Here is a 24,092-nt window from a genome sequence, read left to right on the forward strand (position 1 = left end):
TCATTTTCTATCCCAAATTAGTTCTCAACTCGAACTGACGGTGGTGGTATTGAGAAGTTTAGTTTAGATAAATGTTCTCAATACAAATTTGATAAAAAAGCTATCGCATTTTTATTAAAATCACTCGAATAGACGGTAAAATCAAATTTTAAAAATAAATCATGAAACAATCCTATGTTTATATTTTGAAATGTTCTGACAATACTTATTACACAGGGGTGACTAGTAATTTAGAGGGAAGGATTTTTAAACATGATAGTGGTTTTTATCCAGAGTGTTATACTTTTTCAAGAAGACCATTAGTGTTAGTTTTTTTTTGTGAATTCACGGATATTAATCTTGCTATTGATAAAGAGAAACAAATAAAGAAATGGTCAAAAGCAAAAAAGGAAGCTCTAATTAATGGCGATTTTGAATCACTCGTTAATTTAGCCAAGAAAAAGTTTGATAAGTAGTTTTTATGATTTCGCTTCGTCACTTCGAGTGTTTTGGTTTGATAGATTTGATTTTAAGGAAGTTTTGATTAAGCTAAAATGTATCGAGAAGTATAGGGTACAAGATGGTTCTGGATACTTCGAACTCATTTTCTATCGCAAATTAGTTCTCAACTCGAACTGACGGTGGTAGTATAGAGAAGTTTAGTCGCTACGCTCGCTGGTAATCAATTAAAAGAAAATTTGATTTTAGGTAAAATAGATTTAATACATAATAAATGAACAATTCAAAAATATGGCTTTCCTCTCCCCACATGGGAGGAACGGAACAAAATTATGTCAACGAAGCTTTTGAAACCAATTGGGTAGCGCCTCTTGGACCTAATGTAAACGGATTTGAACAGGATTTAGAAAATTATTTAGGAAACGAATGTTATGTAGGAGCTTTGAGTTCGGGAACAGCCGCGATTCATTTAGGATTAATTTTGTTAGGCGTTCAGGCTGGTGATGAGGTTATTTGTCAGAGTATGACTTTTTCGGCTTCGGCTAATCCTATTTTGTATTTGGGAGCGACTCCTGTTTTTGTGGATAGCGAAAAGGATACTTGGAATCTATGTCCGACAGCATTAGAGGAAGCAATACAGGATAGAATAGCAAAGGGAATAAAGCCAAAAGCAATAATAGCGGTTCATTTGTATGGAATACCGTTTAAAGTAGATGAAGTTAAAGCTGTGGCTCAAAAATACCAGATTCCAATTTTAGAAGACAGTGCCGAAGCTCTAGGGAGTACCTACAAGAGACAACAATGCGGCACTTTTGGAGATATAGGTGTACTTTCGTTCAACGGAAATAAAATTATTACTACTTCTGGAGGGGGGGCTATTGTTACAAAAAATAAAGAACTAAAAGAAAAAGCGGTCTTTTTAGCGACACAGGCTAGAGACAATGCGCCTCATTACCAACATTCTGAAATTGGGTATAATTATCGAATGAGTAATATTTGTGCTGGTATTGGTCGTGGACAAATGGAAGTTCTGGATAAGCATATAGCTTTACGACGAAAGATGAATGAATTTTACAAAGAATTATTTCAGGATGTTGAAGGAATAAGCGTTTTTGAGAATCCCAATTCAGATTATCAATCGAATCATTGGTTGACAGCCATTGTAGTGGATTCGGAAAAAACAAACGGCATTACTGCCGAGGATATCCGATTAGCCTTAGATAAGGAAAATATAGAGTCCCGTCCGTTATGGAAACCCATGCATCTACAACCGATTTTTGAAATCTATCCTTTTTACGGAGAAAAAGTCGCTGAAACACTTTTCGAAAACGGTTTGTGTTTGCCTTCGGGTTCTAATTTAACAGATGAGGACAGAAATCGAATAAAAAAGACTTTATTTGAACGAATCAATTTATAAGTATATGTTGTAAAATAATTCGGAGTCTAGTGTTAAGACACTTTAGCAATTTTATATATTTGCACAGAAAAACAGATTTACCGTTAACACTATTTTTTTAGAATAAAGAAATAGTGCTGACAGTAACTTTGGTAAACCAAAAATACCTACTTCAAAACATGAAAAGTTACTTACTTTCCAAAAGATTATTATTGTTTTTTAGCATGCTTTTCTTTTTTTCTTGTACTCCAAAGAAAAATTTGCTTTACTATCAAAATATTGATGAAATGGCTGCGGCTAAATTAAATTCCTATGAAATCAAAATTCAACCGGATGATTTGTTAACAATAAATGTGTCGGCAGAAGACCCTAAAATCACCGCTCCTTTTAACCTAAATCCTATGAATGTCATTGGAGAAGGGAATAGTCAAGCACAGTTGAATAAATCCGCAGTCAATGATTATCTGGTGGATGCAGAGGGCTATATTAATTTTCCGGAATTAGGCAGAATTAAATTGGGTGGCTTAACGCGAACAGAAGTATTAAATCTTTTCCAAAAGAAAATAGGCGCCTATATCAAAAATCCTATTATTACCGTACGAGTAAAAAACTTTAAAGTAGCGGTTCATGGTGAAGTAAATGGAGCAGGAATGGTTACTTGTGAAACAGATAGATTGACTTTAATTGAAGCTTTAACAAAATCTGGAGACTTAAAACCAACAGCTAATCGAAAAAACATCTTAGTGATTAGGGAAATTGATGGCGTAAAATCCTTTTTTAGGGTTGATGTTACAAAAGCCGATTTTATCAATTCACCTTATTACTATCTAGCACAAAATGATGTAGTGTATGTAGAACCTAAAAACAGATCATTAAGTCCGGATGTTACTTTGTTTACGACGATTTCCTCGATGGCAATGACTTTGGTTTCTTTAATTTTAGTACTTACAAAATAATTTATGGAGAATAATATGCAGTCGGAAGATTTTGGACAAGATTTTGATCTAAAAGCCGAAATCAATAAATACCTAGTGCACTGGAAATGGTTTTTTGTCAGTGTTTTGCTGTGTTTAATTGTAGCATTCTTAAAGTTAAGATATACAACACCAGTTTATAATGCTTCTTCTAAGATACTCATGAAAGATTCTCGAAAAGGAGGAAGGCTTTCAGAAGCGGCGGCATTTACAGATTTAGGTCTCAACACTGGGACAAGAAATGTGGATGACGAAATTGAAATTATGAAGTCAAGAACATTGTCTGAATCAGTGGTTAAAAAGTTGAATTTCAATGTTTCATATATTGCACATGGCAAAGTATTGGATGTAGAACTATTTGATAATGCACCAATAGAGGTTCATTTTATGAATCAATCCGATTCATTTTATGAACAAGATATGCATTTTGAATTTGAAGAAACCCTTACAGGAAATTTTACATTGTCAAGTCCAAATCATTTGGCAAAAGCCAAACAATATAAATATGGACAGTCTATTAAAACCCCTTATGGCGATTTAATTATCACAAAAAAGCATAGTAGTGATGATCAAGTACAGCCCTTGACAATTTTAATAAAACCACTTAAAGCAGTAGCTGCCAGTTATAGAAGTAGATTACAAATAGAACCACTAACTAAAGGGAGTAATGTAATTGTATTAAATATTAACGATCCTGTTGAAAAAAAAGCGGAATTGTTTTTAGATTATTTAGTCAAAACGTACAATGAAAATGCGGTCGCTGATAAAGAGTTTATATCTAAAAACACCTCTCTTTTTGTATCGAACCGTTTGGATTTGATAAGTAAAGAGTTATCAGGGGTAGAGCAAGATGTAGAACGATTTAAAGTAAATAACAAGCTTACCGATTTAGAGACAGAATCGGGTTTGTTTGTTTCAGGTTCCAATGAATTTAATAGGAAAGCGATTGATATTCAAGTTCAATTAAATGTTTTGAATTCTGTTTTAGAATATGTAAAAAAGAGTACTAATGAAAATTTATTGCCTGCTAATCTTCTATCTAATGTTGATGGGGAGGCTTCATCTTTGATTAGTTCTTATAATGAGTTTGTGCTTGATAGGACTAGATTACTTGAATCAGCAACAATTTCTAATCCTACAGTAGTTAAATTAGACCAACAATTAGCAAGTTTAAAGGCAACTCTAATATCTAGTTTAGCAAAAAGCAAAGCAATGCTATTAATTCAAAAAAAGAATATTGAAGCCAACGAGAATCTTTTTAATGGTAAAATTCAAAAAATACCTTCTCAAGAACGTCAATTTAGAGAAATAGAGCGTCAACAAAAAGTAAAAGAAGAATTGTATTTGTATCTTTTACAAAAAAGAGAAGAAACGGCGCTGGCTTTGTCATCAACTGAACCTAATGCGAAAGTGATTGATGCTGCTCTATCTACAGGGCCAGTTACTGTTAAGCGAAGTGTCGTTTTGTTAGGTGCTTTTATCTTAGGCTTGTTAATACCGATAGGGATTATTTTTATAATCGACTTTTTAGATACAAAAATCAAAAGTCGTCTGGATTTAGAGGGGAAAACACAAATACCATTTATTGGGGATGTACCTACATCTGAAGATGCTTCCACCATTATGCAGTCAGAAAGTAGATCGAGTTCGGCTGAAGCTTTGCGTATTATTAGAACTAACTTAGAATTCATGTTGGCTAAAGTGCCGGAAGGTATTGCCAAAACTATTTTCCTGACTTCGACTTTTCCTAAGGAAGGAAAAACTTTTGTCTCTGTGAATTTGGCTGCCACTTTTGCATTGTCGGGTAAGAAAGTTTTGTTAATAGGAATGGATATTAGAAATCCGAGACTTGATGAGTATTTAACCTTGCCAGATAGAGGAGTGACTAATTATTTATCTTCAAAAGAGTTGAGTTTAGAGGATTTGATTATTCAACAAAAAGGATATGAGGATTTTCATGTGTTGCCAGCAGGGGTAATTCCACCAAATCCAGCCGAATTATTAATGAGTAAAAAAGTAGATGTTTTATTTGAAACATTAAAAAAGCAGTATGATTATATTATTGTGGATACCGCTCCTGTAAGTTTAGTAACGGATACTCTTTTAATAGCTAAGCATGCAGATACCTTTATTTATGTAGCCCGCGCCAATTTCTTAGAAAAACGCATGTTAGATATACCAAACGGTTTACACAAGGATCAAAAACTACCAAATATGTGTATGTTGTTAAACGATACCGACTCTACCAAAGGTTATGGTTATGGTTATGGTTACGGTGTGAAAGTAGAGAAAACACCTTGGTATAAAAAAATCTTTAAAATTTAATTTGAAATTACGGTACAAAAACATCAAAAAGTTATAGGATATGATTTTATAATGTTTTGATGTTTTTTTTATTTTTAATAGAAACAATGATCATCGAAGAAACAACAATTAAGGATTTATTCGTCATTCAACCTGATGTCTTTAAAGATGAAAGAGGTTATTTTTTTGAAGCTTATAATGAGTCAAAATTTAAAGCGAACGGATTGAATTATGACTTTATTCAGGATAATCAATCATTTTCCACTCGTGGAGTAATTAGAGGGCTACATCTGCAAATTAATCCTTTTGCTCAAGCCAAATTAGTTCGGGTTTTGCAGGGAGAAATTCTTGATGTAGCGGTTGATTTGAGGAAAGGTTCACCCACTTACGGTCAACATTTTTCTATTGTTTTAAGCGCCGAGAACAAGAAGCAATTAATGATTCCACATGGTTTTGCACATGGATTTTCGGTATTAAGCGAAACTGCTTCAGTGATGTATAAAGTAGATCAGGTCTATCATAAAGAAAGTGAAAGGGGAATTCGTTTTGATGATCCTACATTAAATATTGACTGGCAAGTGGGTCCAGATGAAGTAATTGTTTCAGAAAAAGATTTAATACTTCCGGCCTTTAAAGATATTGATTGGGGATTTTAATAATGAATAGTCAGTGATGAGTGATAGGTTGGTGATTAGAATAATTTGTGAAATACGTATTAATTAGGAATATTAGATGAGTAAAATACTAGTTACAGGTGCTAACGGACAATTAGGATCCGAATTAAGACTGCTATCTAAGAATACTATTTTTGATTGGGTCTTCACCGATTATCAGGATTTGGATTTGACAGATTTAGAACATTTAGCAGAAAAAATTAATCAAATCAATCCTCAAATCATTATCAATTGTGCTGCTCATACAGCTGTTGATAAGGCGGAATCTGAATTCGAATTGTCAGATGTTTTAAATCATAAGGCAGTTTCTATTATGGCCCAATGGAGTTATTCAAATAGCTGTAAATTTATCCATATTTCTACTGATTATGTTTTTGATGGTAATTCGGCAGTGGCATTGACTGAAGATGCGCCAACTGCTCCTATCAATGTATATGGTCTTACCAAACTAGCGGGTGAAAAAGCTTGTCAAAAACAAAATCCAGATGCAATCATTATTCGAACTTCATGGGTGTATTCTAGTTTTGGGAATAATTTTGTGAAAACCATGTCTCGTTTAATGCAGGAAAGAGATAGTCTGAATGTGGTAAATGACCAAATAGGTTGTCCAACTTACGCCGCCGATTTGGCTCAGGCTATTCTAACTATTATCAATCATTCAAATTGGCAAGCTGGAATTTATAATTTCTCTAACGAAGGTGAAATTAGTTGGTACGAATTTGCCTTAGCGATACAAGAAATAGGTAATTTTGATTGTCAGGTTAACGGAATACCTTCTTCAGCTTATCCAACACCAGCCAAACGACCTGCTTATTCTTTATTAGATAAAACTAAGATTAAAAATACTTTTGGAGTGGTAGTTCCGGATTATAAAGAAAGTTTGAGGAAGTGTATGGAATTATTGAAAGTTAGAAGTTAGGAGTTAGTAAATTTCTTTTTCCACCCTTTAGGGAGGGAAAAGAAAAAGAAATTTTAGTGACTGAGTCTCCGAAAGAAAACATAAATTTTCGTTTTCCCCAGCACTAAAGGGAGCCGAAAATTTAATAATAATGTACTAAATCTTTGCTCCTTTTAAACGGAGTAAACAAAAAAGAATATTTAATTTCAAAAATTTGGATTAATTCGTATAAAATTCGAGTTAATTCGCGAGAAAAAATAGAAATGAAAAAAATACTAATTACCGGAGGGGCTGGATTTATTGGTTCTCATGTTGTAAGACGATTTGTAACGAGGTATCCTGAATACCAAATTTTTAATTTGGATGCTTTAACCTATGCGGGAAATTTAGAGAATATTGCCGATATTGAAAAAGCGCCCAATTATACTTTTATAAAAGGAGATATAGTAAATGAAAATTTCATCAACGCTCTTTTTGATCAACATCAATTTGATGGGGTGTTGCATTTAGCCGCCGAATCGCATGTAGACCGTTCCATAACCGATCCGATGGCTTTTGTAAAAACCAATGTAATTGGAACCGTTAATTTATTGAATGCTGCAAAAAATTGTTGGAAAGATAATCAAGAAGGAAAACGCTTTTATCATATCAGTACTGATGAGGTGTATGGAAGTTTAGGAGCAGAAGGTTTATTCACGGAAACCACAGCCTATGACCCGAATTCACCTTATTCGGCTTCTAAAGCGAGTTCAGACCATTTTGTGCGTGCTTATGGTGAAACTTATGGTTTGCCTTATGTTTTGACCAATTGTTCTAATAATTATGGGCCGAATCATTTTCCAGAAAAATTGATTCCATTGTTTATTAATAACATCATTAATAATAAATCTTTACCTGTTTATGGTGATGGAAAATATACCCGTGACTGGCTTTTTGTAGAAGATCATGCCGTTGCAATTGATTTGGTTTTTCACAAAGGTAAAAATCATGATACTTATAATATTGGTGGTTTTAACGAATGGCAGAATATTGATTTGGTGAAATTACTTTGCAAAATAATGGACGAAAAATTAGGTAGAGTTGCTGGAACTTCAGAACAATTAATTACTTATGTAAAAGACCGTCCGGGTCATGACCTTCGTTATGCGATTGATGCCTCGAAAATCAATAAAGAATTAGGATGGAAACCCTCAGTAACTTTTGAAGAAGGCTTAGAAAAAACGGTTAACTGGTACATGAACAATCAAGAGTGGTTGGATAATGTGACTTCGGGAGCCTATGCTTCTTATTATGAAAAACAGTATTCTTAATTTTTAATAATCTTATGGGTTATTTGTCTTTGTAGGGTACAAACTTATAACTCATAACCCATATCTCATAACTTTAAGAAATGAAAGGAATTATACTAGCCGGAGGTTCAGGTACACGTTTGCATCCACTTACGTTAGCGGTGAGTAAGCAAATGATGCCTGTGTATGACAAGCCAATGATTTATTATCCATTGTCCACTTTAATGACTGCGGGAATCAATGAGATTTTAATTATTTCAACCCCCCACGATTTACCTAATTTTAAAAAGTTGTTAGGGGATGGATCTGCTATTGGCTGTCAATTTAGTTATGCCGAACAAGCAATTCCCAATGGTTTAGCTCAGGCTTTTGTGATTGGAGAAGAATTTATAGGTAAGGATAGTGTTGCTTTGGTTTTGGGTGATAATATTTTTTTTGGCTCCAATATGGATGAATTGTTAAAATCGAATACCAATCCAGATGGAGGAGTTGTTTTTGCTTACCATGTTTCGGATCCTGAGCGATATGGTGTAGTTGAATTTGACAAAGAACTAAAAGCCATTTCAATCGAAGAAAAACCATTACAGCCTAAATCGAATTATGCCGTACCAGGTTTGTATTTTTATGATAATTCGGTAGTGGAGATTGCCAAAAATATTCAACCTAGTGCCAGAGGCGAGTATGAAATAACCGATGTGAACAAAGCCTATTTAAAAAAAGGCAAATTAAAAGTAGGTATCTTGAGTAGAGGAACTGCTTGGCTAGATACAGGAACGTTTAACAGCTTGATGCAAGCAGGACAATTTGTACAAGTTATTGAAGAACGACAAGGCTTAAAAGTAGGATGTATTGAAGAAATAGCTTGGCGACAAGGTTTTATTTCCGACGAACAATTACAAAGTTTGGCCGAACCTTTAAAAAAATCAGGTTATGGAGAGTATTTACTAGGATTATTAAAACATAAATTTTAAATTTTAATTTCATTTTTTTTTTTTTTTGTTTGAAATGAATGTTTGTAGGTTTAGTAAATCTATAATAGGCTGAAATTTATTACTTTAGATGTTTTAATCGTTAATGTTTATATTTGTTATTGTTAATATAATAAAATAAAGTATTCTTGAATAATTATACGAAACAAGATTTTAAAAGGTTAATATTGCCTTTTTCTTCTGGAAATAATTTAATTCTTAATATAAGAAATTTAAGTTATTTGCCCAGATGGATAGTTTTAGCTATCGATTTAGCAGTCTTAATTGCTAGTTTTTTCTTCACAAAGTTAATAATTAATGGTATAGGCTTGCATTTTATTTCTTTTGAGAACAAGCTTAAATTTATTTGTTTATTAGTAGGTGTTAACCTTTTCTTTTTTTGGATTTTCAGAACATATGCTGGTATTATTAGGCATTCTTCCTATACCGATGCTATTAAATTATTATTTTCTCAAGTTTCGGTCTTTTTCATTTTTGTTTCAGGTAATGCAGTTTATGAATTTTTTTATGCTACTAAAATATATTTAAACACCGCTTTATTTATATACATGATTCTCTCTTTTTGTGGTTTATTCATGTATCGTGTGGTAGTGAAACAAGTTTTTGAACAAGTTTTTTCAGAAAAAAATCGTATCAATTTACCAAGGACCCTTATTTATGGTACCGATGCTAATGCTCTAGCTGTAGCTAAATCATTAAAACTTGAGATCCCAACCCGTTTTAAAATCGTTGGTTTTGTAGATAGAAATAGTCAGAACTCTTCCAAAAGGATGATGGATTTACCTATTTTAATTCAAAAGAAAAAGTTGCCTACTTTAATGCGTTCTGTGGGAGCAGAGGGGGTTATTATTGCGGATAAAAGTTTGTCTAAAGAAGAGCGATTGGTTATCGTAGAACAATGTTTAGAATTCAATTATAAGGTTTATGTTGTTCCATTGATTACCGACTGGGAAAATCAAAAAGAGATTTCTCAAAAAGTAAAAAGTATACAGATTGAAGATTTACTGGATAGAAAACCAATAGTTTTAGATAGTAAATCGATCTCAAAACAAATTAAGGAGCGTACAATATTGATAACTGGTGCAGCTGGTTCTATCGGTAGTGAAATTGTTAGACAGGTATTGCTTTTTAAACCCACAAAGATTATTGCTGTGGATCAGGCCGAAACACCTTTGCATAATCTGTCTTTGGAACTCATGGCTTTAAATACAAATTCAATCATTCAGACGATAGTAGCGGATATTAGAAACAAAGACGCTATTGAACGAATTTTTAAAGATTATCGTCCAGAAGTGGTATACCATGCGGCAGCTTATAAACACGTTCCGCTTATGGAAGAAAATCCTTCTCAGGCGATTTTAACTAACGTCGAGGGTACTAAAAATGTAGCCAATTTATCTTGCCAATACAAAGTGAAAAGTTTTGTTATGGTTTCTACAGATAAAGCAGTAAATCCTAGTAATGTCATGGGAGCTAGTAAACGAATTGCTGAAAAATATGTACAATCCTTACAGCTAAAATCGGTTGCAAATAAAACAGCTAAGAGTACTAAATTTATTACTACCAGATTTGGTAATGTCTTGGGTTCTAACGGTTCAGTTGTGCCATTGTTTACTAAACAAATTGCCGAAGGAGGACCTATAACCATTACACATCCAGATATTATTCGGTATTTTATGACCATTCCCGAAGCTTGTCAGTTGGTACTAGAAGCAGGAGCAATGGGCAAAGGAGGAGAAATCTACATCTTTGATATGGGCAAACCCGTGAAAATTATTGATTTAGCTCGAAAAATGATCAAATTAGCAGGCTTTGTTCCGGATCAAGACATTAAAATCAAGATAGTTGGTTTGCGTCCAGGTGAAAAGTTGTATGAAGAATTACTCAACGATACTTCTAAAACCATCCCAACTCATCACCATAAAATTATGATTGCTGAAGAAATTCAGGAAGAATTTGAAATTTTGCATGACGAAATAGAAGAACTAATTACCATCGCTAATTTTCATAATAAGGAAGCCATCGTGGCAAAAATGAAACGAATAGTTCCTGAGTTCAAAAGTATGAACTCTACTTATGAGGTATTGGATAAATGATACTAAGTTCGAAGTTCGAAGTTGGAAGTTGGAAGTCCAGATAGCTATTGAGATTTTGGTAAAGACAAATAAACCGCAAAGTTTCAAAGGGCAGTCCTTATATTTACTTCAGGAAAGTTTAATCTGTCAGAGAGGAACTTATAAAAACTTATATGACTTATATGGTTTTAAAAAAAACACCGCAAAGTTTTAAAAGAAAAATCTGTGCAATTAGTGTTTAAAAAACTGATTATTAGCAATAACCTCTTTCAGAGGATTCAAGTCTTTTAATTTGACCTTTTGATCAAAAGCAGCAATATGATTGTCGTGATGTACATCGGAACCTACAAAATCATACAGGCCTTTTTGAAGCAAGTTTTCAGCCACTTTGGTGATGTTCTCCCCGTAATAGCCAGTAACAGCTAATAAATTTAATTGAAACAAACAGCCCGCCTTTTTTAATTTCTCGTATTCGTTTAGATTTTTATGGTAAAACAAATAGCGTTCTGGGTGGGCAAGTACAGGAGTATATCCAGCCACTCTTAAATCAAATAAAATAGAATACAACTGAATTGGTGCATTTATATATGACATTTCAACCAAAACATAATTATCTTTCAAAGTCAATAATGCTTCCGATTGGAACAAACGAACAAATTGATCATCCATTAAATATTCGGCAGCTGTTTGAAATGGTACACTAATGTTGTTTTTACGAAGCGCCTCAACAGTACTGTTTTTATTGGCTAGAATCTGTTCATGACTGTTTTCCCAAACATGTTGAATAATGTGAGGTGTGGTAATGAATTGAGAAACGCCAAAACTTTTCAAAGCTTGCGTTAAACGTAAGGAATCTTCAAAATTTTTAGCGCCATCATCAATACCAGGAAGAAGATGGGAATGAATGTCAATATGGTTGTCCGGAATTAAATCCTTCAAAACCGGCTTGGATTTAAAAAGTGTAAACATAGTGCAAAGATAAGGAAAAAGTGATGAGATTGAAATGATGAGTTCTGGGTTGTGAGTTATGAGCTAGGTATTGGAAGTTTATAAATTTCTTTTCCCCCTTTAGGGGCAGAAAAAAAAATACCCCACAACCCACAACTCAAGACTCACAACCCAGAACTCACAACTCAGAACCCACAACTCAGAACCCACAACCCACAACCCCCAACAAACAAGAATTTTCTTTTAAATCGGGTATTTTTTAGTCTTTTTAGGTTAATAGTCGGTTATTTTTGGTGGGTTTAGAGAATGAGATTTATATTTACAACTAAGAATTATTGAATTAAAAATAATGAAACCAAAAGATACTGTTGAGGAAGATTGGCTGTTTGAAATCAAACCCAAAAACAGTTTTTTTTCTCTGAATCTAAATGAAGTTTGGCGCTATCGTGATTTATTATTTCTTTTTGTCAAAAGAGATGTAGTAACCGTGTATAAGCAAACGGTTTTAGGACCACTTTGGTATCTCATTCAACCCTTATTTACATCCATTACCTTTACCATTATTTTTAATACCGTCGCAGGTATCGAAACAGGAGCAGTACCTCCTTTTTTATTTAATATGGCAGGAATTACTGTTTGGAATTATTTTACCACTTGTTTGAATGGAACTTCCAATACCTTTGCGGCCAACGCAGGGATCTTTGGTAAGGTATATTTCCCCAGGATAATAACGCCACTTTCGGTGGTGATCTCTAACGTATTGAAATTTGGTATCCAATTTATAATTTTCATTTGTTTTTATCTTTATTTCTATTGGAATGGAGCAGCAATAGGACTCACCATTTGGGTTTTGTTTTTTCCGTTCTTAATCGTTTTAATGGGGATTTTGGGCTTAGGCTTAGGAATGATCATTTCCTCAATGGTGACTAAATACCGTGATTTAAATTACCTTATTGGTTTTGGAGTACAATTGTTAATGTACCTTTCGGCAGTAGTTTATCCTATGGCACTTATTGAAAAGAAAATGCCACAATACAGTTGGTTAGTACAATACAATCCATTGGCTTATATCATTGAAACATCCCGAGTCATGTTGCTGAATGTGGGGGAAATTTCTGTTTATGGCATTGTGTATACAGTTTCGATTACGATCATCGTTTTTATTTTAGGTTTATTAGTTTTTAATAAGGTAGAAAAGAGTTTTATTGATACGGTTTAAGCAATTATGAGTTGTGAGTTGTAAGTTATGAGATAGTCCAACTGATAACCCACAACTCAGAACCCACAACAAAAAAACATGAGTGATTTTAAAAGTTATAAAGATTTAGACATTTACAATATTGGTTTGGATTTGTTTTTAACGGTACATCCTAATAGTCTAAAGTTACCCAAGTACGAATTGTATGAGTTAGGAAGTCAGTTGCGGCGCTCTTCAGATAGTGTAGTGTCTAATATAGTAGAAGGATATGGAAGAAGAAAATATAAAGCTGATTTTATTCGGTTTTTGGTTTTTTCTCATTCTAGTTGTTTAGAGACAATTGGTCATATTTATAAAATAGTAGTACTATATCCTAATTTGAAACCGGATTTTGAATCATTAATACAGCGTTATGAAAATTTAGGTGGAAAAATTTTTAACTTTATAAAGTATGTAGAACAAAATTGGAAATAGGATTAGTTGTGAGTTATGAGTTATGAGTTTTAGAGGTTTTAGAACCCAGAACCCAGAACCCAGAACCCAGAACTCACAACTCACAACCCAGAACCCAGAACTCACAACTCAAACAATGCCCGACAACCCACAACCCACGACTCACAACAAGAATATTATTCTAAAAGCCGAAAACATCTCTAAGCAATACCGATTAGGTACAGTAGGTACGGGTACGCTTAGTCATGACATTAACCGTTGGTGGCATCGTATTCGGGGAAAAGAAGATCCGTATTTAAAAATAGGCGATGTGAATGATCGTTCCACAAAGGGAAGTTCCGATTATGTATGGGCGTTACAGGATATCAATTTTGAAGTAGAGCGCGGGGAAGTATTAGGAATCATTGGTAAAAATGGAGCAGGAAAATCAACGCTCTTAAAAATTCTTTCAAAGGTTACAGCACCTACAACAGGAACTATTAAATCCCGTGGTCGTATCGCTTCTTTATTAGAAGTGGGTACTGGTTTTAATGGCGAATTAACCGGACGTGAAAATATCTATCTTAATGGGGCTATTCTAGGAATGACCAAAAGCGAAATCACATCTAAGCTTGATGAAATAATTGAATTTTCGGGCTGTGAACGTTATATAGACACCCCTGTAAAACGTTACAGTAGCGGAATGACCGTTCGCCTGGCTTTTGCCGTAGCCGCCTTTCTCGAACCTGAAATTTTAGTTATCGATGAGGTATTAGCCGTAGGCGATGCCGAATTTCAGAAAAAAGCCATTGGTAAAATGCAGGATATTTCCAGAGGCGAAGGAAGAACCGTCTTGTTTGTGAGTCATAACATGGCAGCAGTAAAGAGTTTGTGTACCAGAGGAATTGTATTGGAGCATGGGAAAGTGGTTGTAGATGATGATATAGATAGGGCAGTTTCATACTATTTAGGAGGTAATGATGCTGAAAGATCAAACAGTAAGAAGTTTAATGTAAAGAATGAAGTCTTTAATTTGAAAGAAATTGGACTTCAAAATATAGGTAAAAGTTTTGATGATCCACTTTTAGAAAATGAAAAAATTGAGTTATTAACTAATATTGTTTTGTATACAAATGAACCACATCGATACCATGTAACTTATCATTTATATAATGAGCAAGGAGAATCATTGTTTTCGTTTTTTAATAATAGTTCAGAAATAGAATTGGTTACTGGTGAAAATGTTTTAAAATGTGTTTTTCCAGCTAATTTTTTTCAATCAGGTAACTTTAGTCTCGCAATTTTTATTGTTGAAGATAAGCGTCAATCTGTTTTTAATGAGTGTGATATAATCCATTTTACAATTGTAGACGGAGAAAGAGATTTGGGTGTTTATATGGGAAGGGAGCCTGGGTATATAAGGCCTCAATTTGAATGGTATTTAAATGAATAGTATGATAAACGTAACTAAAATTTTTTTGCCACCCATAGAAGAATATAACAAGCAGGTACAACGAGCATGGAATAATCAATGGTTAACTAATCGAGGTGAATTAGTTTTAGAATTAGAGGAAAAACTAAAAAAGCATCTTGAAGTAAATCATATTATTGTGACTAACAATGGTACGGTACCATTGCAAATTGCTTTAAAACTTTTAGGAAAGGAGGGAGAAGTTATCACAACACCTTTCAGTTATGTAGCCACAATGGCTGCAATAGTTTGGGAAAATTGCACACCTGTTTTTGTAGATATTCATCCTGAATATTTGACCATAGATGAAACGAAGATTGAAGAGGCAATAACCGATAGGACGACAGCTATTTTAGCAACTCATGTTTTTGGAAATCCTTGTAATGTTGAAGAGATTGAAAAAATTGCTCAAAAATATGATTTAAAAGTTATTTATGATGCGGCACATGCTTTTGGAGTATCCTATAAAGGACAATCGATTTTTGATTTTGGAGATATAAGCATATGTAGTTTTCATGCGACTAAATTGTTTCATACGGGTGAAGGAGGTGCTATTTTTTCAAAAGACCCCGATTTGCAACATCAATTATTTTACAGTCATAATTTTGGACATGATGGTCCCTTAGCATTTCATGGTTTGGGAATTAATGGTAAAATGTCGGAATTACAAGCTGCTATGGGACTTTCTGTTTTGCCATATATGGAAGAGATAATTAGTGAAAGAAAAAAAGTTGTAGATTATTATAATTCAAATTTAGATTTTTCAAAGCTTAAAGCTTTGAAAATAAGGAATGATGTAGATTGGAATTACAGTTATTATCCTATTGTTTTTGAGAGTGAAGCTACTTTGTTACGGGTTCAAAAAGCATTGAATGAAGAACAGATTTTTCCAAGACGTTATTTTTATCCGTCCCTCAATACGATTCCTTATGTTGCTAGTGTAAGTATGCCTATTTCAGAAAGTATAGCCTCAAGAATTCTTTGTTTACCTTTGTATGTTGAGCTTCAACAAAATGATATACAAAAAATTGTGTTTATTTTAAATTCCAACTTATGATTATAGTAGGCGCCAAAGGATTTGCCAAAGAAGTATTAGAAGTGTTACATCAATTAAATCAACTGGATCATTTGGTTTTTTATGATGATGTAAATGAAGATGCACCAGCGTTTTTATATGAAAAATTTCCAATTCTAAGGACTAAAGAAGCAGCAGCTTACTATTTTAAAACAGTTGATAATCGTTTTACAATTGGTATTGGCAACCCTGCGTTAAGAAAAAAGTTGGCTTTAGAATTTGAAGCTATGGGCGGTGTTTTTACAAGTACTATAAGTCCATTAGCTCAAATAGGCCATTATGGAAATACAATTGGTCCGGGGTGTAATATAATGACAGGTACTGTTCTTACAAATGATGTCAAGATTGGTCAAGGCGTTTTAATTAATTTAAATTGTACTGTTGGTCATGATTCTAAAATTGGAGATTTTGTAGAGTTATCCCCAGGTGTTCATATCTCAGGAAATTGTAATATTGGTAATTATAGTAACATTGGAACCAACGCAACTATTTTACCAAAAGTAACAATTGGTACAAATGTAATTATTGGAGCAGGTTCTGTAGTTACAAAAGATGTTCCTGCTAATACTATGGTTGTTGGTGTTCCTGCAAAAATCATCAAAACATTAGAGCCCATTCATTTTTAAAATGCCAATTAAGTTTATACATATATTTGATGATGATAAATTTATTGATCCAACAATAAAATTATTTGAAGAGGTTATTCCTCATGAGTCAATTTACTATGTAAATAAACTTAAGAATTCGGATTTTAAATATGTGAAATCATCAAATGTAATCCGTGTTGATTTGTCCATTCAACAAGAAAAAAAAGATTTGTTGCAATTTATTAATTCTAATAAAAGTCATGTTGTTTTTTTACATGCTTTGGAAAGTAATAAACAAAATTTAGTTTTTGAAATTTTACCCATTATTAAAAAAATATGGTTTATATGGGGGTATGATTTGTATGGTAATTGGTCTTTATTGAAACAAAATATTTATGAACCAAATACTCAATCTCTTTTAAATTTAAAAACGGATTTAAAAACTAAGTTGATTCATAATCCGTTTTCTTTTTATCTTTTTCAAAAACGACATTTAGTAAAAAAAATAAGCAAAAAAGCTTATAATATTCTGAGTAACGCTTTTGATACCCCTTTTTACAGAGCTGCTCAACTTATTGATTATGTTGTCCCAGTAGTTCCAACAGAGTACCAGATTATAAAAAAAATGAATTTACCTGCTCAATATGCCCCTTTTACTTACGGCTGTATTGAAGATTTATTAGGGGATAAAATTAATGAGAGAGTTAACAATCAACCCAATATTTTAGTTGGTAATTCTGCAGATCCATCCAATAATCATTTAGAAGTTTTTCTTGAATTGGCTAAATTGGATTTGCAAGATAGAAAAGTTTATGTGCCTTTAAGTTATAGTGGAAATTCTCAGTACAAAGAAAAAGTATTACAGGTAGGAAGAGAATTATTAGGTTCGAATTTTTATCCGCTTCTTGATTTTATGACTTTAGAAGAATACAATACTATTTTATTAAGTTGCGGCACTCTAATTTTTAATCACGTAAGGCAACAAGGTGTGGGTAATATAATTACTTTAGGTTATTTAGGAGCTACACTTTTTTTTAATGCTAAAAGCCCAGTTTATTCCTATTATCAATCTTTAGGGATAAAAATCTTTAAAATAGACGAAATCACTTCTCAATTATCTTATAAACTTAATGAGCAAGAAATAAGTAATAATCAGACTGTATTATTAGATTTATATTCTAGAAAAGCTGTTCATCACAAAATAAAAACTTTAATTCAAATAGTTTCAGACTAGTAAAGAAATTGAATTTATTGACTGAATAAAAATAGAAAAAGTATTTCACAATTCTTATCTTTTGAGCAAATGGAACACAATAGAACATTATTGTTTCAAGAACTATGACTACTTTACTAAAAGAACAGATTGAACACGTTTATGCAAAATAATCCTCTCGTTTCCATAATTATCCCTACTTACAACCGAGCACACTTAATTAGTGAAACGCTCGATTCTGTTCTGGCACAAACCTACACCAATTGGGAATGTATTATTGTTGATGATGGTTCATTTGATAATACTGATGAGGTGTTGGGAAATTATGTAATTCAAGATGCAAGATTCAAGTATTATCATCGTCCGAAAAATACAATAAAAGGTGCAAATGCTTGCAGAAATTATGGATTCCAAAAATCTTCTGGTGAATATGTAATCTTCTTAGATTCGGATGATTTATTATTATGGAATTGTCTCGAGAATAGATTGAAGTGTTTTAGTGAAAATTCCTTCTTAAATTTGCTAGTAAGTAATATTGCATTTTTAGATTCTGAAAATAAGATTGTTAATCGAGATCCTGTAAAATGTAATTCCTTAGAATATTTAGAGATGTTTTTGTCTTATAATGTTCCTTGGCAAACAACTGCGGCAACTTACAAGAGAGAACTTTTAGAAAATGTAACTTTTGATGAGAATTTACAACGGTTTCAAGATGTTAGTTTTAATATAAAAATTCTTTTAAATGATAATATTAGGATGCTAAGAGATTTTAAGTTGGATGCATATTATAGACAAGATGATTTTAGAAATAATACATCTAGTTTTAAGGACTTGGTTTTAAATTCTCTGATTGTTTTTTTAGAAATACATAGATTTAGTTTAAATTTAAATACTAATAGAAGACTTATACAGATTTTTATATTTAAAATTTTAAATGATTTTGTTTTTTTTAATTATAAAGAAAATATGAAAAGTTGTAATAGCGTTTTTAAATATCTTTTGAGATCTGATATTTATAGCTTCAATCAGAAAATATTTTTAATTATTAAGTGGGGAATTATGTATTTTGAATTGTCATCTATAAAAGGTATTGGTATTTATAGATTTGATAAAATGTTTCGTCATAGAATTGTTTTAGATAGTAAGATATGAGTTTAATTTCAGTCATAATCCCTTGTTATAATCAGGCTCAATACCTAGAAGAAGCTTTGCAATCCGTTTACAATCAAACTTATCAGAATTGGGAATGTATTATTGTTAATGACGGAAGTCCAGATAAAACAGAGGAAGTTGCTAAAAAATGGCTAAGAAAAGATAATCGATTCAAGTATATTTATAAGGAGAATGGAGGTTTAAGTTCTGCCAGAAATATTGGTTTGGATTTAGCATCAGGAGATTTTATACAGTTTTTAGATGCTGATGATTTAATTTCAAAACAAAAAATGGAACTTAGTCTGGATATTTTTCTAAAGTTTTCAGATTTAGATATTGTTATATCTAACTATAATATAATTGTCGGTACTAACCATCAGCGAATTAAGCCTTATTATAATTTATCAGATATTACTTTTAATTATGATACTGTCATAGATAAATGGGATGTTGATTTTGCTATACCGATACATTGTGCAATTTTTAAAGCATCTTCTATTATTACATTAAAATTTAATGAGAATCTTAAAGCAAAAGAAGATTGGCTTTTTTGGATACAGTTTTTTAAAAATAATCCTAATTTTTTTTATATAAATCAGCAACTTGCAACCTACAGGAAGCATTCTAATAGTATGACACAATCCGCTAAGTATATGCAAGAAAGTCAAAATATGGTTCTGGATTTTATAAAACAAGAGTTGTCAACATTAGAATATGAGATGTTTTTATTGAAAAGATTAAATCTTTATAAGGAAAGGTACCTAAATTTATCATCTAAATATTCAAATTTGAAAAATAGTATGACCTATAGGTTAGCATTGAAATTAAAGTGCATGATAAAAAAAATAGGATTGTTAGTATGCCTTAAAAAAATGCTTCAAAAACTGAGGAAATGAAATTAGCAATAGTCATACCGTACTATAAAATCAATTTTTTCGAAGTCACATTGGATTCTTTGGCAAATCAAACCAACAAACAATTTAAAGTTTATATTGGAGATGATGCTAGTCCAGATAATCCAACTGCATTATTAGAAAAATATAAAAATAAGATTGATTTTGTTTATCAGCGATTTGAAGATAATTTGGGAGGAACATCACTAGTACAACAATGGGAAAGATGTATGGAATTAGCGAATGATGAACCCTGGAGGATGATTTTAGGAGATGATGATGTGTTAGGTGTAAATGCAGTAGAAGTTTTTTATGAAAATTTAGAAACAATTACACAAGAAAAATCAAATGTAATTCGCTACGCCTCCCAAGTTATTGATGCCAATGGACAATCAATTTCAATAATACACAAACATCCAAAGTTAGAAAAGGGATTGGACTTCTTATTGCGTAAGTCAAAAGGAGGTACAAGAAGTTCCTTAAGTGAATACATTTTTAAAACGGAAAAAGTAAAAGCGATAAAATTCAAAGATTTTCCATTAGCTTGGTCCAGTGATGTTTTGGCAGTGATTGAATTTTCTGATTTTAAAAACATTTACACCATAAACGAAGCACTAGTTTATGTAAGAAACAGTGGTGCAAACATATCTAGTCAAAATGACTCTGTAGAGAAAAATACGGCTTTGTTCAAGTTTAATCATTATTTACTGACCCATTATAAAAAGCAACTTTCGCAAGAGTTGACACAATTAATATTTAATAAAATAGAAAAAGTGCAACTGAATAATAAGAAGACTCCAATAAGGTGGATTAAGTTGTTCGGATTATATTTACTTTATAAACAATTTTCAAGAAGTAGTAAGATATTTAAAAAAGTTAAAGAGAGTATCAAATGAAGTTTTTAATTGTAGTTCAGGATTTAAGGGTTTCAGGTACAAGTGCAGGAATTGGTAGGAGGTCATTATTGGCTAAGATTAGAAAGGCTTATCCTAATGCAAAAATTGATGTTCATTATCTAATACATACGGACACTGAAGACAGATTGGAATTATTACCTGTAGACAATATTAAGAAGCAAATTGTAGATACAAAAATACCGTGGCATATTACTTTTTTGAATAGATTTTACTGGAGAGTGTTTCACGTGTCATTAAAAGAAAGTTACATACACAAACAATATGCTGATCTTATAAGGGGAATAGATTACAAAATATACAATCATATTTTTATAACCAGTTCTGGAATTAATCATGAAACGATTTTAGCGTTGAAAGATTTACCTATACTAAAAAAAGCGAATATTATATTTCATGATCCATATCCTTTGGCATGGTATGAGGGGGGACGACATACTATTACGAAATTGGATTTGTTTAGATTAAAACGAATTATTGAAATTGTTACAGAAGCAAAATCATGTTCTAGTACTGCATTAAATATGTCTCATGATTTACAGCAATTATATGCCTACAAAAGAAAGATACACACACTAGCGCATCAATTTGAAGCGAGTGTTTTCGATTGGTCCGATAGAGAGCATATTCGAAAAAAAGAAAAAGCGATAAGTATTTCGTATCACGGAGCTTTAATGTTCGGGAGAAATATGACAAATGTTCTCTTAGCTTACGAAGAATTGTTAGTAGAAAATCCAATTTATACAGAACAAACAGAATTTATTCTAAGAGTTAAAGGGGAAGGTATAGTGCAGTTAAAAGAGCAATTTGAAAAGGTAGAAAATATCAAAATTATGGATTGTCTTAATTTTGTCAATTCTGCTCAGGAACAAATTGAGGAAAGCGATATAGTTTTAATACTAGAAAATGGTCCATTGTATTGTAATATTTTGGTTGGAAAAGCACCTTTCTTAGCGGCTTATAATAAACCAGTATTGTGTATTTCACCTGAAAAAAGTGAACTTAGGAATATTATTCAAGATAATCGTTGTATTGCTAATATGAATGATAAAAATGAGATTAAAGAGAAATTAAAAAATTTAATAGAAAATCGTTTAGTCGCTTCTGAACCGTTCTTTCCATTTGGTGATTACTTCTCTCAAGAGAATTTTACAAAACAATTAAATGAAGTTATTGAAAACAATTAAGTTAAATAATGGAATATATTTAAAGTTTGTTGGTTGCTAACTAAGAAGGAAATGAGAAGAGGGTTAAATCCGCATAAAGATAAGTCTATAACAACAGCTGATTATGTGCATCAGGTTGTGATGCCGGTGTACATACCCAAATTAGAAGGATACTTTACTCAAAGTTTAACGATTTTGAAATTGAGTATTGATTCATTATTGAAGACGATACACAACAAAACATTTATATCAATTGTCAATAATGGTAGTTGCCAAGAAGTGGTTACATATTTGAATCAATTGAAAGAAGAAAATAAAATTCATGAATTAATCCATACGGACAATATTGGAAAGGTTAATGCAATTTTAAAAGGTATTACAGGAAATAATATTGAATTAGTTACAATTACGGATGCAGATGTTTTATTTTGCAGGGATTGGCAATTAGAAACAACGAAAGTTTTTCAAAAAATCCCTCAGGTAGGAGTAGTAGGAATTGTGCCCCAGTTTTGTAATTTTAAAATCAATGCTGAAAATGTATTGTTGGCAAATTTGTTGAATAAAAGAATAAAGTTTTTACCGGTAAAAAATAAAGAAGCATTGGTGCGTTTTTATGACAGTATTGGTTGGGATAGGAATTATAATGATGATTATTTAAAATACAATTTAGGATTGGATATTTCATCTGATTGTAAAGTAATTATTGGGTCTGGACATTTTGTAGCCACTTATAAGAGAGTTGTTTTTAATAAAGTGAAATCATTCATAGGATATAAATTGGGTGGTGATAGTGAAGATTATATTGATAGACTACCACTTGAAAAGGATTATTGGAGAGTTACAACCTATGATAATTATGCTTATCACATGGGGAATACTTTAGAAGAATGGATGTTTAGTGAGCTGGAAAGTTTAAAGGAAAATACTAAAGAAGTGGGTAATTATATTTTTTCAAATAGAAAACCAGTAAATAAAAATTGGGTAGTAATACGAAACAAAATTTTTCGAAAATTAATAATGAACAGACGAATGTTACCTTTTTTGTATACCAAATGGGGATTGCCAAAAGTAAGTGTTAAAAACTATTAAATGGCGGTACAATTTGCAATACTCATCACGACTAAAAATAGACTTACCGATTTAAGAATTACTTTAAAACACTTGGAATCTTTAATTGGAGATGCTAGAGTTGAGATTATAATATGTGATGATGGTTCAACTGATGGAACGTCGCAATATATTAAGGACCATTATAAAAAAATTGAAGTAATAAAGAATAATAAAAATAAAGGTTTAATTTATAGTAGAAATTTACTCTTAAATAGAACGAAAGCAAAATATGCGATTACACTAGATGACGATGCACATTTTCTTTCAGACAACATTTTGGAAGAAATAGACTGTTATTTTGTAAAGAATACAAACTGTGCGGTTATGGCATGTCGCATTTTTTGGGGAAAAGTTGCACCAATAAATAAAGAAACCAATGACAAACCGGAAAGGGTAAAAGGTTTTGTAGGCTGTGGTCACATATGGCGCATGGAGGCATGGAACGAAATTCCAAATTATCCGGAATGGTTTATATTTTATGGGGAGGAAGAGTTTGCAAGTTTTCAGTTGTATAAAAAAGGATGGGAAGTGCATTTTACTCCACAAATATTAGTGCAGCATCGTGTGGAGGTGAAAGCAAGAAAAAAAGACAAGGACTATACAATAAGATTAAGACGCTCATTGCGTTCAGGTTGGTATTTATACGCCTTGTTTTATCCTTTACCAACAATTCCAAAAAAAATGACGTATTCCATTTGGATGCAGTTGAAATTGAAAGTTTTTAAAGGTGATGTAAAAGCAGCAAAAGCAATAATGATGGCTTTCTTGGATTTTGGATATAATGTTCCGAGGTTGTTGAAAAATAGGAATGGGTTTTCAAAAAATGACTTTGAGAATTTTTTTAAAATAGAAGATACAAAAGTATATTGGAGTCCAAAAGAAAATAAATAGACGAA

Annotated in this window: 22 protein-coding genes; 21 read left to right on the plus strand and 1 reads right to left on the minus strand. The window is 32.2% G+C overall.

Annotated elements, in window-relative coordinates:
• The first annotated feature begins 161 nt into the window (after positions 1-161).
• From ACFPTQ_RS14800 to ACFPTQ_RS14840, 9 genes are all read left to right on the plus strand, one after another.
• Positions 162-455: a GIY-YIG nuclease family protein gene (locus ACFPTQ_RS14800; protein ID WP_379778473.1), complete on the plus strand. Its 294-nt coding sequence runs from the start codon at positions 162-164 to the stop codon at positions 453-455.
• A 257-nt stretch (positions 456-712) separates the two neighbouring features.
• Positions 713-1,855, plus strand: a complete 1,143-nt coding sequence (locus ACFPTQ_RS14805) for a DegT/DnrJ/EryC1/StrS family aminotransferase (protein ID WP_379778475.1) — start codon at positions 713-715, stop codon at positions 1,853-1,855.
• 158 nt (positions 1,856-2,013) lie between these two features.
• Positions 2,014-2,790, plus strand: coding sequence for a polysaccharide biosynthesis/export family protein (locus ACFPTQ_RS14810; RefSeq protein ID WP_379778476.1), 777 nt, complete (start codon positions 2,014-2,016; stop codon positions 2,788-2,790).
• Between the two features lie 3 nt (positions 2,791-2,793).
• Positions 2,794-5,133 carry a GumC family protein gene (locus ACFPTQ_RS14815; RefSeq protein ID WP_379778478.1) on the plus strand — a complete coding sequence of 780 codons (2,340 nt, stop codon included), beginning with the start codon at positions 2,794-2,796 and terminating at the stop codon, positions 5,131-5,133.
• Positions 5,134-5,219: 86 nt separating this feature from the next.
• Positions 5,220-5,768: a dTDP-4-dehydrorhamnose 3,5-epimerase gene (gene rfbC, locus ACFPTQ_RS14820; RefSeq protein ID WP_379778480.1), complete on the plus strand. Its 549-nt coding sequence runs from the start codon at positions 5,220-5,222 to the stop codon at positions 5,766-5,768.
• 76 nt (positions 5,769-5,844) lie between these two features.
• A complete protein-coding gene (rfbD, locus tag ACFPTQ_RS14825; RefSeq protein WP_379778482.1) occupies positions 5,845-6,705 on the plus strand; it encodes a dTDP-4-dehydrorhamnose reductase in 861 nt (286 codons plus the stop codon).
• A 242-nt stretch (positions 6,706-6,947) separates the two neighbouring features.
• Positions 6,948-7,994: a dTDP-glucose 4,6-dehydratase gene (gene rfbB, locus ACFPTQ_RS14830; RefSeq protein WP_379778484.1), complete on the plus strand. Its 1,047-nt coding sequence runs from the start codon at positions 6,948-6,950 to the stop codon at positions 7,992-7,994.
• A gap of 80 nt (positions 7,995-8,074) precedes the next feature.
• Positions 8,075-8,944, plus strand: coding sequence for a glucose-1-phosphate thymidylyltransferase RfbA (gene rfbA, locus ACFPTQ_RS14835; protein ID WP_379778486.1), 870 nt, complete (start codon positions 8,075-8,077; stop codon positions 8,942-8,944).
• A 182-nt stretch (positions 8,945-9,126) separates the two neighbouring features.
• Positions 9,127-11,058 carry a polysaccharide biosynthesis protein gene (locus ACFPTQ_RS14840; protein ID WP_379778606.1) on the plus strand — a complete coding sequence of 644 codons (1,932 nt, stop codon included), beginning with the start codon at positions 9,127-9,129 and terminating at the stop codon, positions 11,056-11,058.
• A gap of 210 nt (positions 11,059-11,268) precedes the next feature.
• On the opposite strand, the gene ACFPTQ_RS14845 is transcribed toward ACFPTQ_RS14840, so the two are convergent.
• Positions 11,269-12,006 (minus strand): tyrosine-protein phosphatase, encoded by a 738-nt coding sequence (locus ACFPTQ_RS14845; protein ID WP_379778488.1) that lies wholly within the window; start codon positions 12,004-12,006, stop codon positions 11,269-11,271.
• Between the two features lie 328 nt (positions 12,007-12,334).
• Here ACFPTQ_RS14845 and ACFPTQ_RS14850 point away from each other — a divergent pair, with 328 nt between their 5' ends.
• The 12 genes from ACFPTQ_RS14850 to ACFPTQ_RS14905 all read left to right on the plus strand — a co-directional run bounded on the left by ACFPTQ_RS14850 (position 12,335) and on the right by ACFPTQ_RS14905 (position 24,087).
• Positions 12,335-13,204, plus strand: coding sequence for an ABC transporter permease (locus ACFPTQ_RS14850; RefSeq protein ID WP_379778490.1), 870 nt, complete (start codon positions 12,335-12,337; stop codon positions 13,202-13,204).
• Between the two features lie 78 nt (positions 13,205-13,282).
• Positions 13,283-13,657: a four helix bundle protein gene (locus ACFPTQ_RS14855; protein ID WP_278036321.1), complete on the plus strand. Its 375-nt coding sequence runs from the start codon at positions 13,283-13,285 to the stop codon at positions 13,655-13,657.
• Between the two features lie 115 nt (positions 13,658-13,772).
• Entirely contained in the window at positions 13,773-15,068 is a 1,296-nt protein-coding gene (locus ACFPTQ_RS14860) for an ABC transporter ATP-binding protein (protein ID WP_379778492.1), read from the plus strand.
• Between the two features lies 1 nt (position 15,069).
• Complete coding sequence (locus tag ACFPTQ_RS14865) at positions 15,070-16,143, plus strand: DegT/DnrJ/EryC1/StrS family aminotransferase (protein WP_379778608.1); 1,074 nt, start codon at positions 15,070-15,072, stop codon at positions 16,141-16,143.
• A complete protein-coding gene (locus ACFPTQ_RS14870) occupies positions 16,140-16,787 on the plus strand; it encodes an acetyltransferase (RefSeq protein ID WP_379778494.1) in 648 nt (215 codons plus the stop codon). The genes ACFPTQ_RS14865 and ACFPTQ_RS14870 overlap by 4 nt, the downstream gene beginning before the upstream one ends.
• A 1-nt stretch (position 16,788) precedes the next feature.
• Complete coding sequence (locus ACFPTQ_RS14875) at positions 16,789-17,982, plus strand: TDP-N-acetylfucosamine:lipid II N-acetylfucosaminyltransferase (protein WP_379778496.1); 1,194 nt, start codon at positions 16,789-16,791, stop codon at positions 17,980-17,982.
• A gap of 141 nt (positions 17,983-18,123) precedes the next feature.
• Positions 18,124-19,113, plus strand: a complete 990-nt coding sequence (locus ACFPTQ_RS14880) for a glycosyltransferase family 2 protein (protein ID WP_379778498.1) — start codon at positions 18,124-18,126, stop codon at positions 19,111-19,113.
• A complete protein-coding gene (locus tag ACFPTQ_RS14885; RefSeq protein ID WP_379778500.1) occupies positions 19,110-20,009 on the plus strand; it encodes a glycosyltransferase family 2 protein in 900 nt (299 codons plus the stop codon). Before ACFPTQ_RS14880 ends, ACFPTQ_RS14885 begins: the two co-directional genes overlap by 4 nt.
• Positions 20,006-20,902: a glycosyltransferase family 2 protein gene (locus ACFPTQ_RS14890; RefSeq protein ID WP_379778502.1), complete on the plus strand. Its 897-nt coding sequence runs from the start codon at positions 20,006-20,008 to the stop codon at positions 20,900-20,902. The genes ACFPTQ_RS14885 and ACFPTQ_RS14890 overlap by 4 nt, the downstream gene beginning before the upstream one ends.
• Positions 20,899-22,107: a hypothetical protein gene (locus tag ACFPTQ_RS14895; protein ID WP_379778504.1), complete on the plus strand. Its 1,209-nt coding sequence runs from the start codon at positions 20,899-20,901 to the stop codon at positions 22,105-22,107. The genes ACFPTQ_RS14890 and ACFPTQ_RS14895 overlap by 4 nt, the downstream gene beginning before the upstream one ends.
• A gap of 51 nt (positions 22,108-22,158) precedes the next feature.
• Positions 22,159-23,175, plus strand: a complete 1,017-nt coding sequence (locus ACFPTQ_RS14900; protein ID WP_379778506.1) for a glycosyltransferase family A protein — start codon at positions 22,159-22,161, stop codon at positions 23,173-23,175.
• Positions 23,176-24,087, plus strand: a complete 912-nt coding sequence (locus ACFPTQ_RS14905) for a glycosyltransferase family 2 protein (RefSeq protein WP_379778508.1) — start codon at positions 23,176-23,178, stop codon at positions 24,085-24,087. It begins immediately after the preceding gene.
• The last annotated feature ends 5 nt before the right edge of the window (positions 24,088-24,092 follow it).

The organism is Flavobacterium sp. GCM10022190 (assembly GCF_042656445.1).
Classification (GTDB): Bacteria; Bacteroidota; Bacteroidia; order Flavobacteriales; family Flavobacteriaceae; genus Flavobacterium; species Flavobacterium nitratireducens.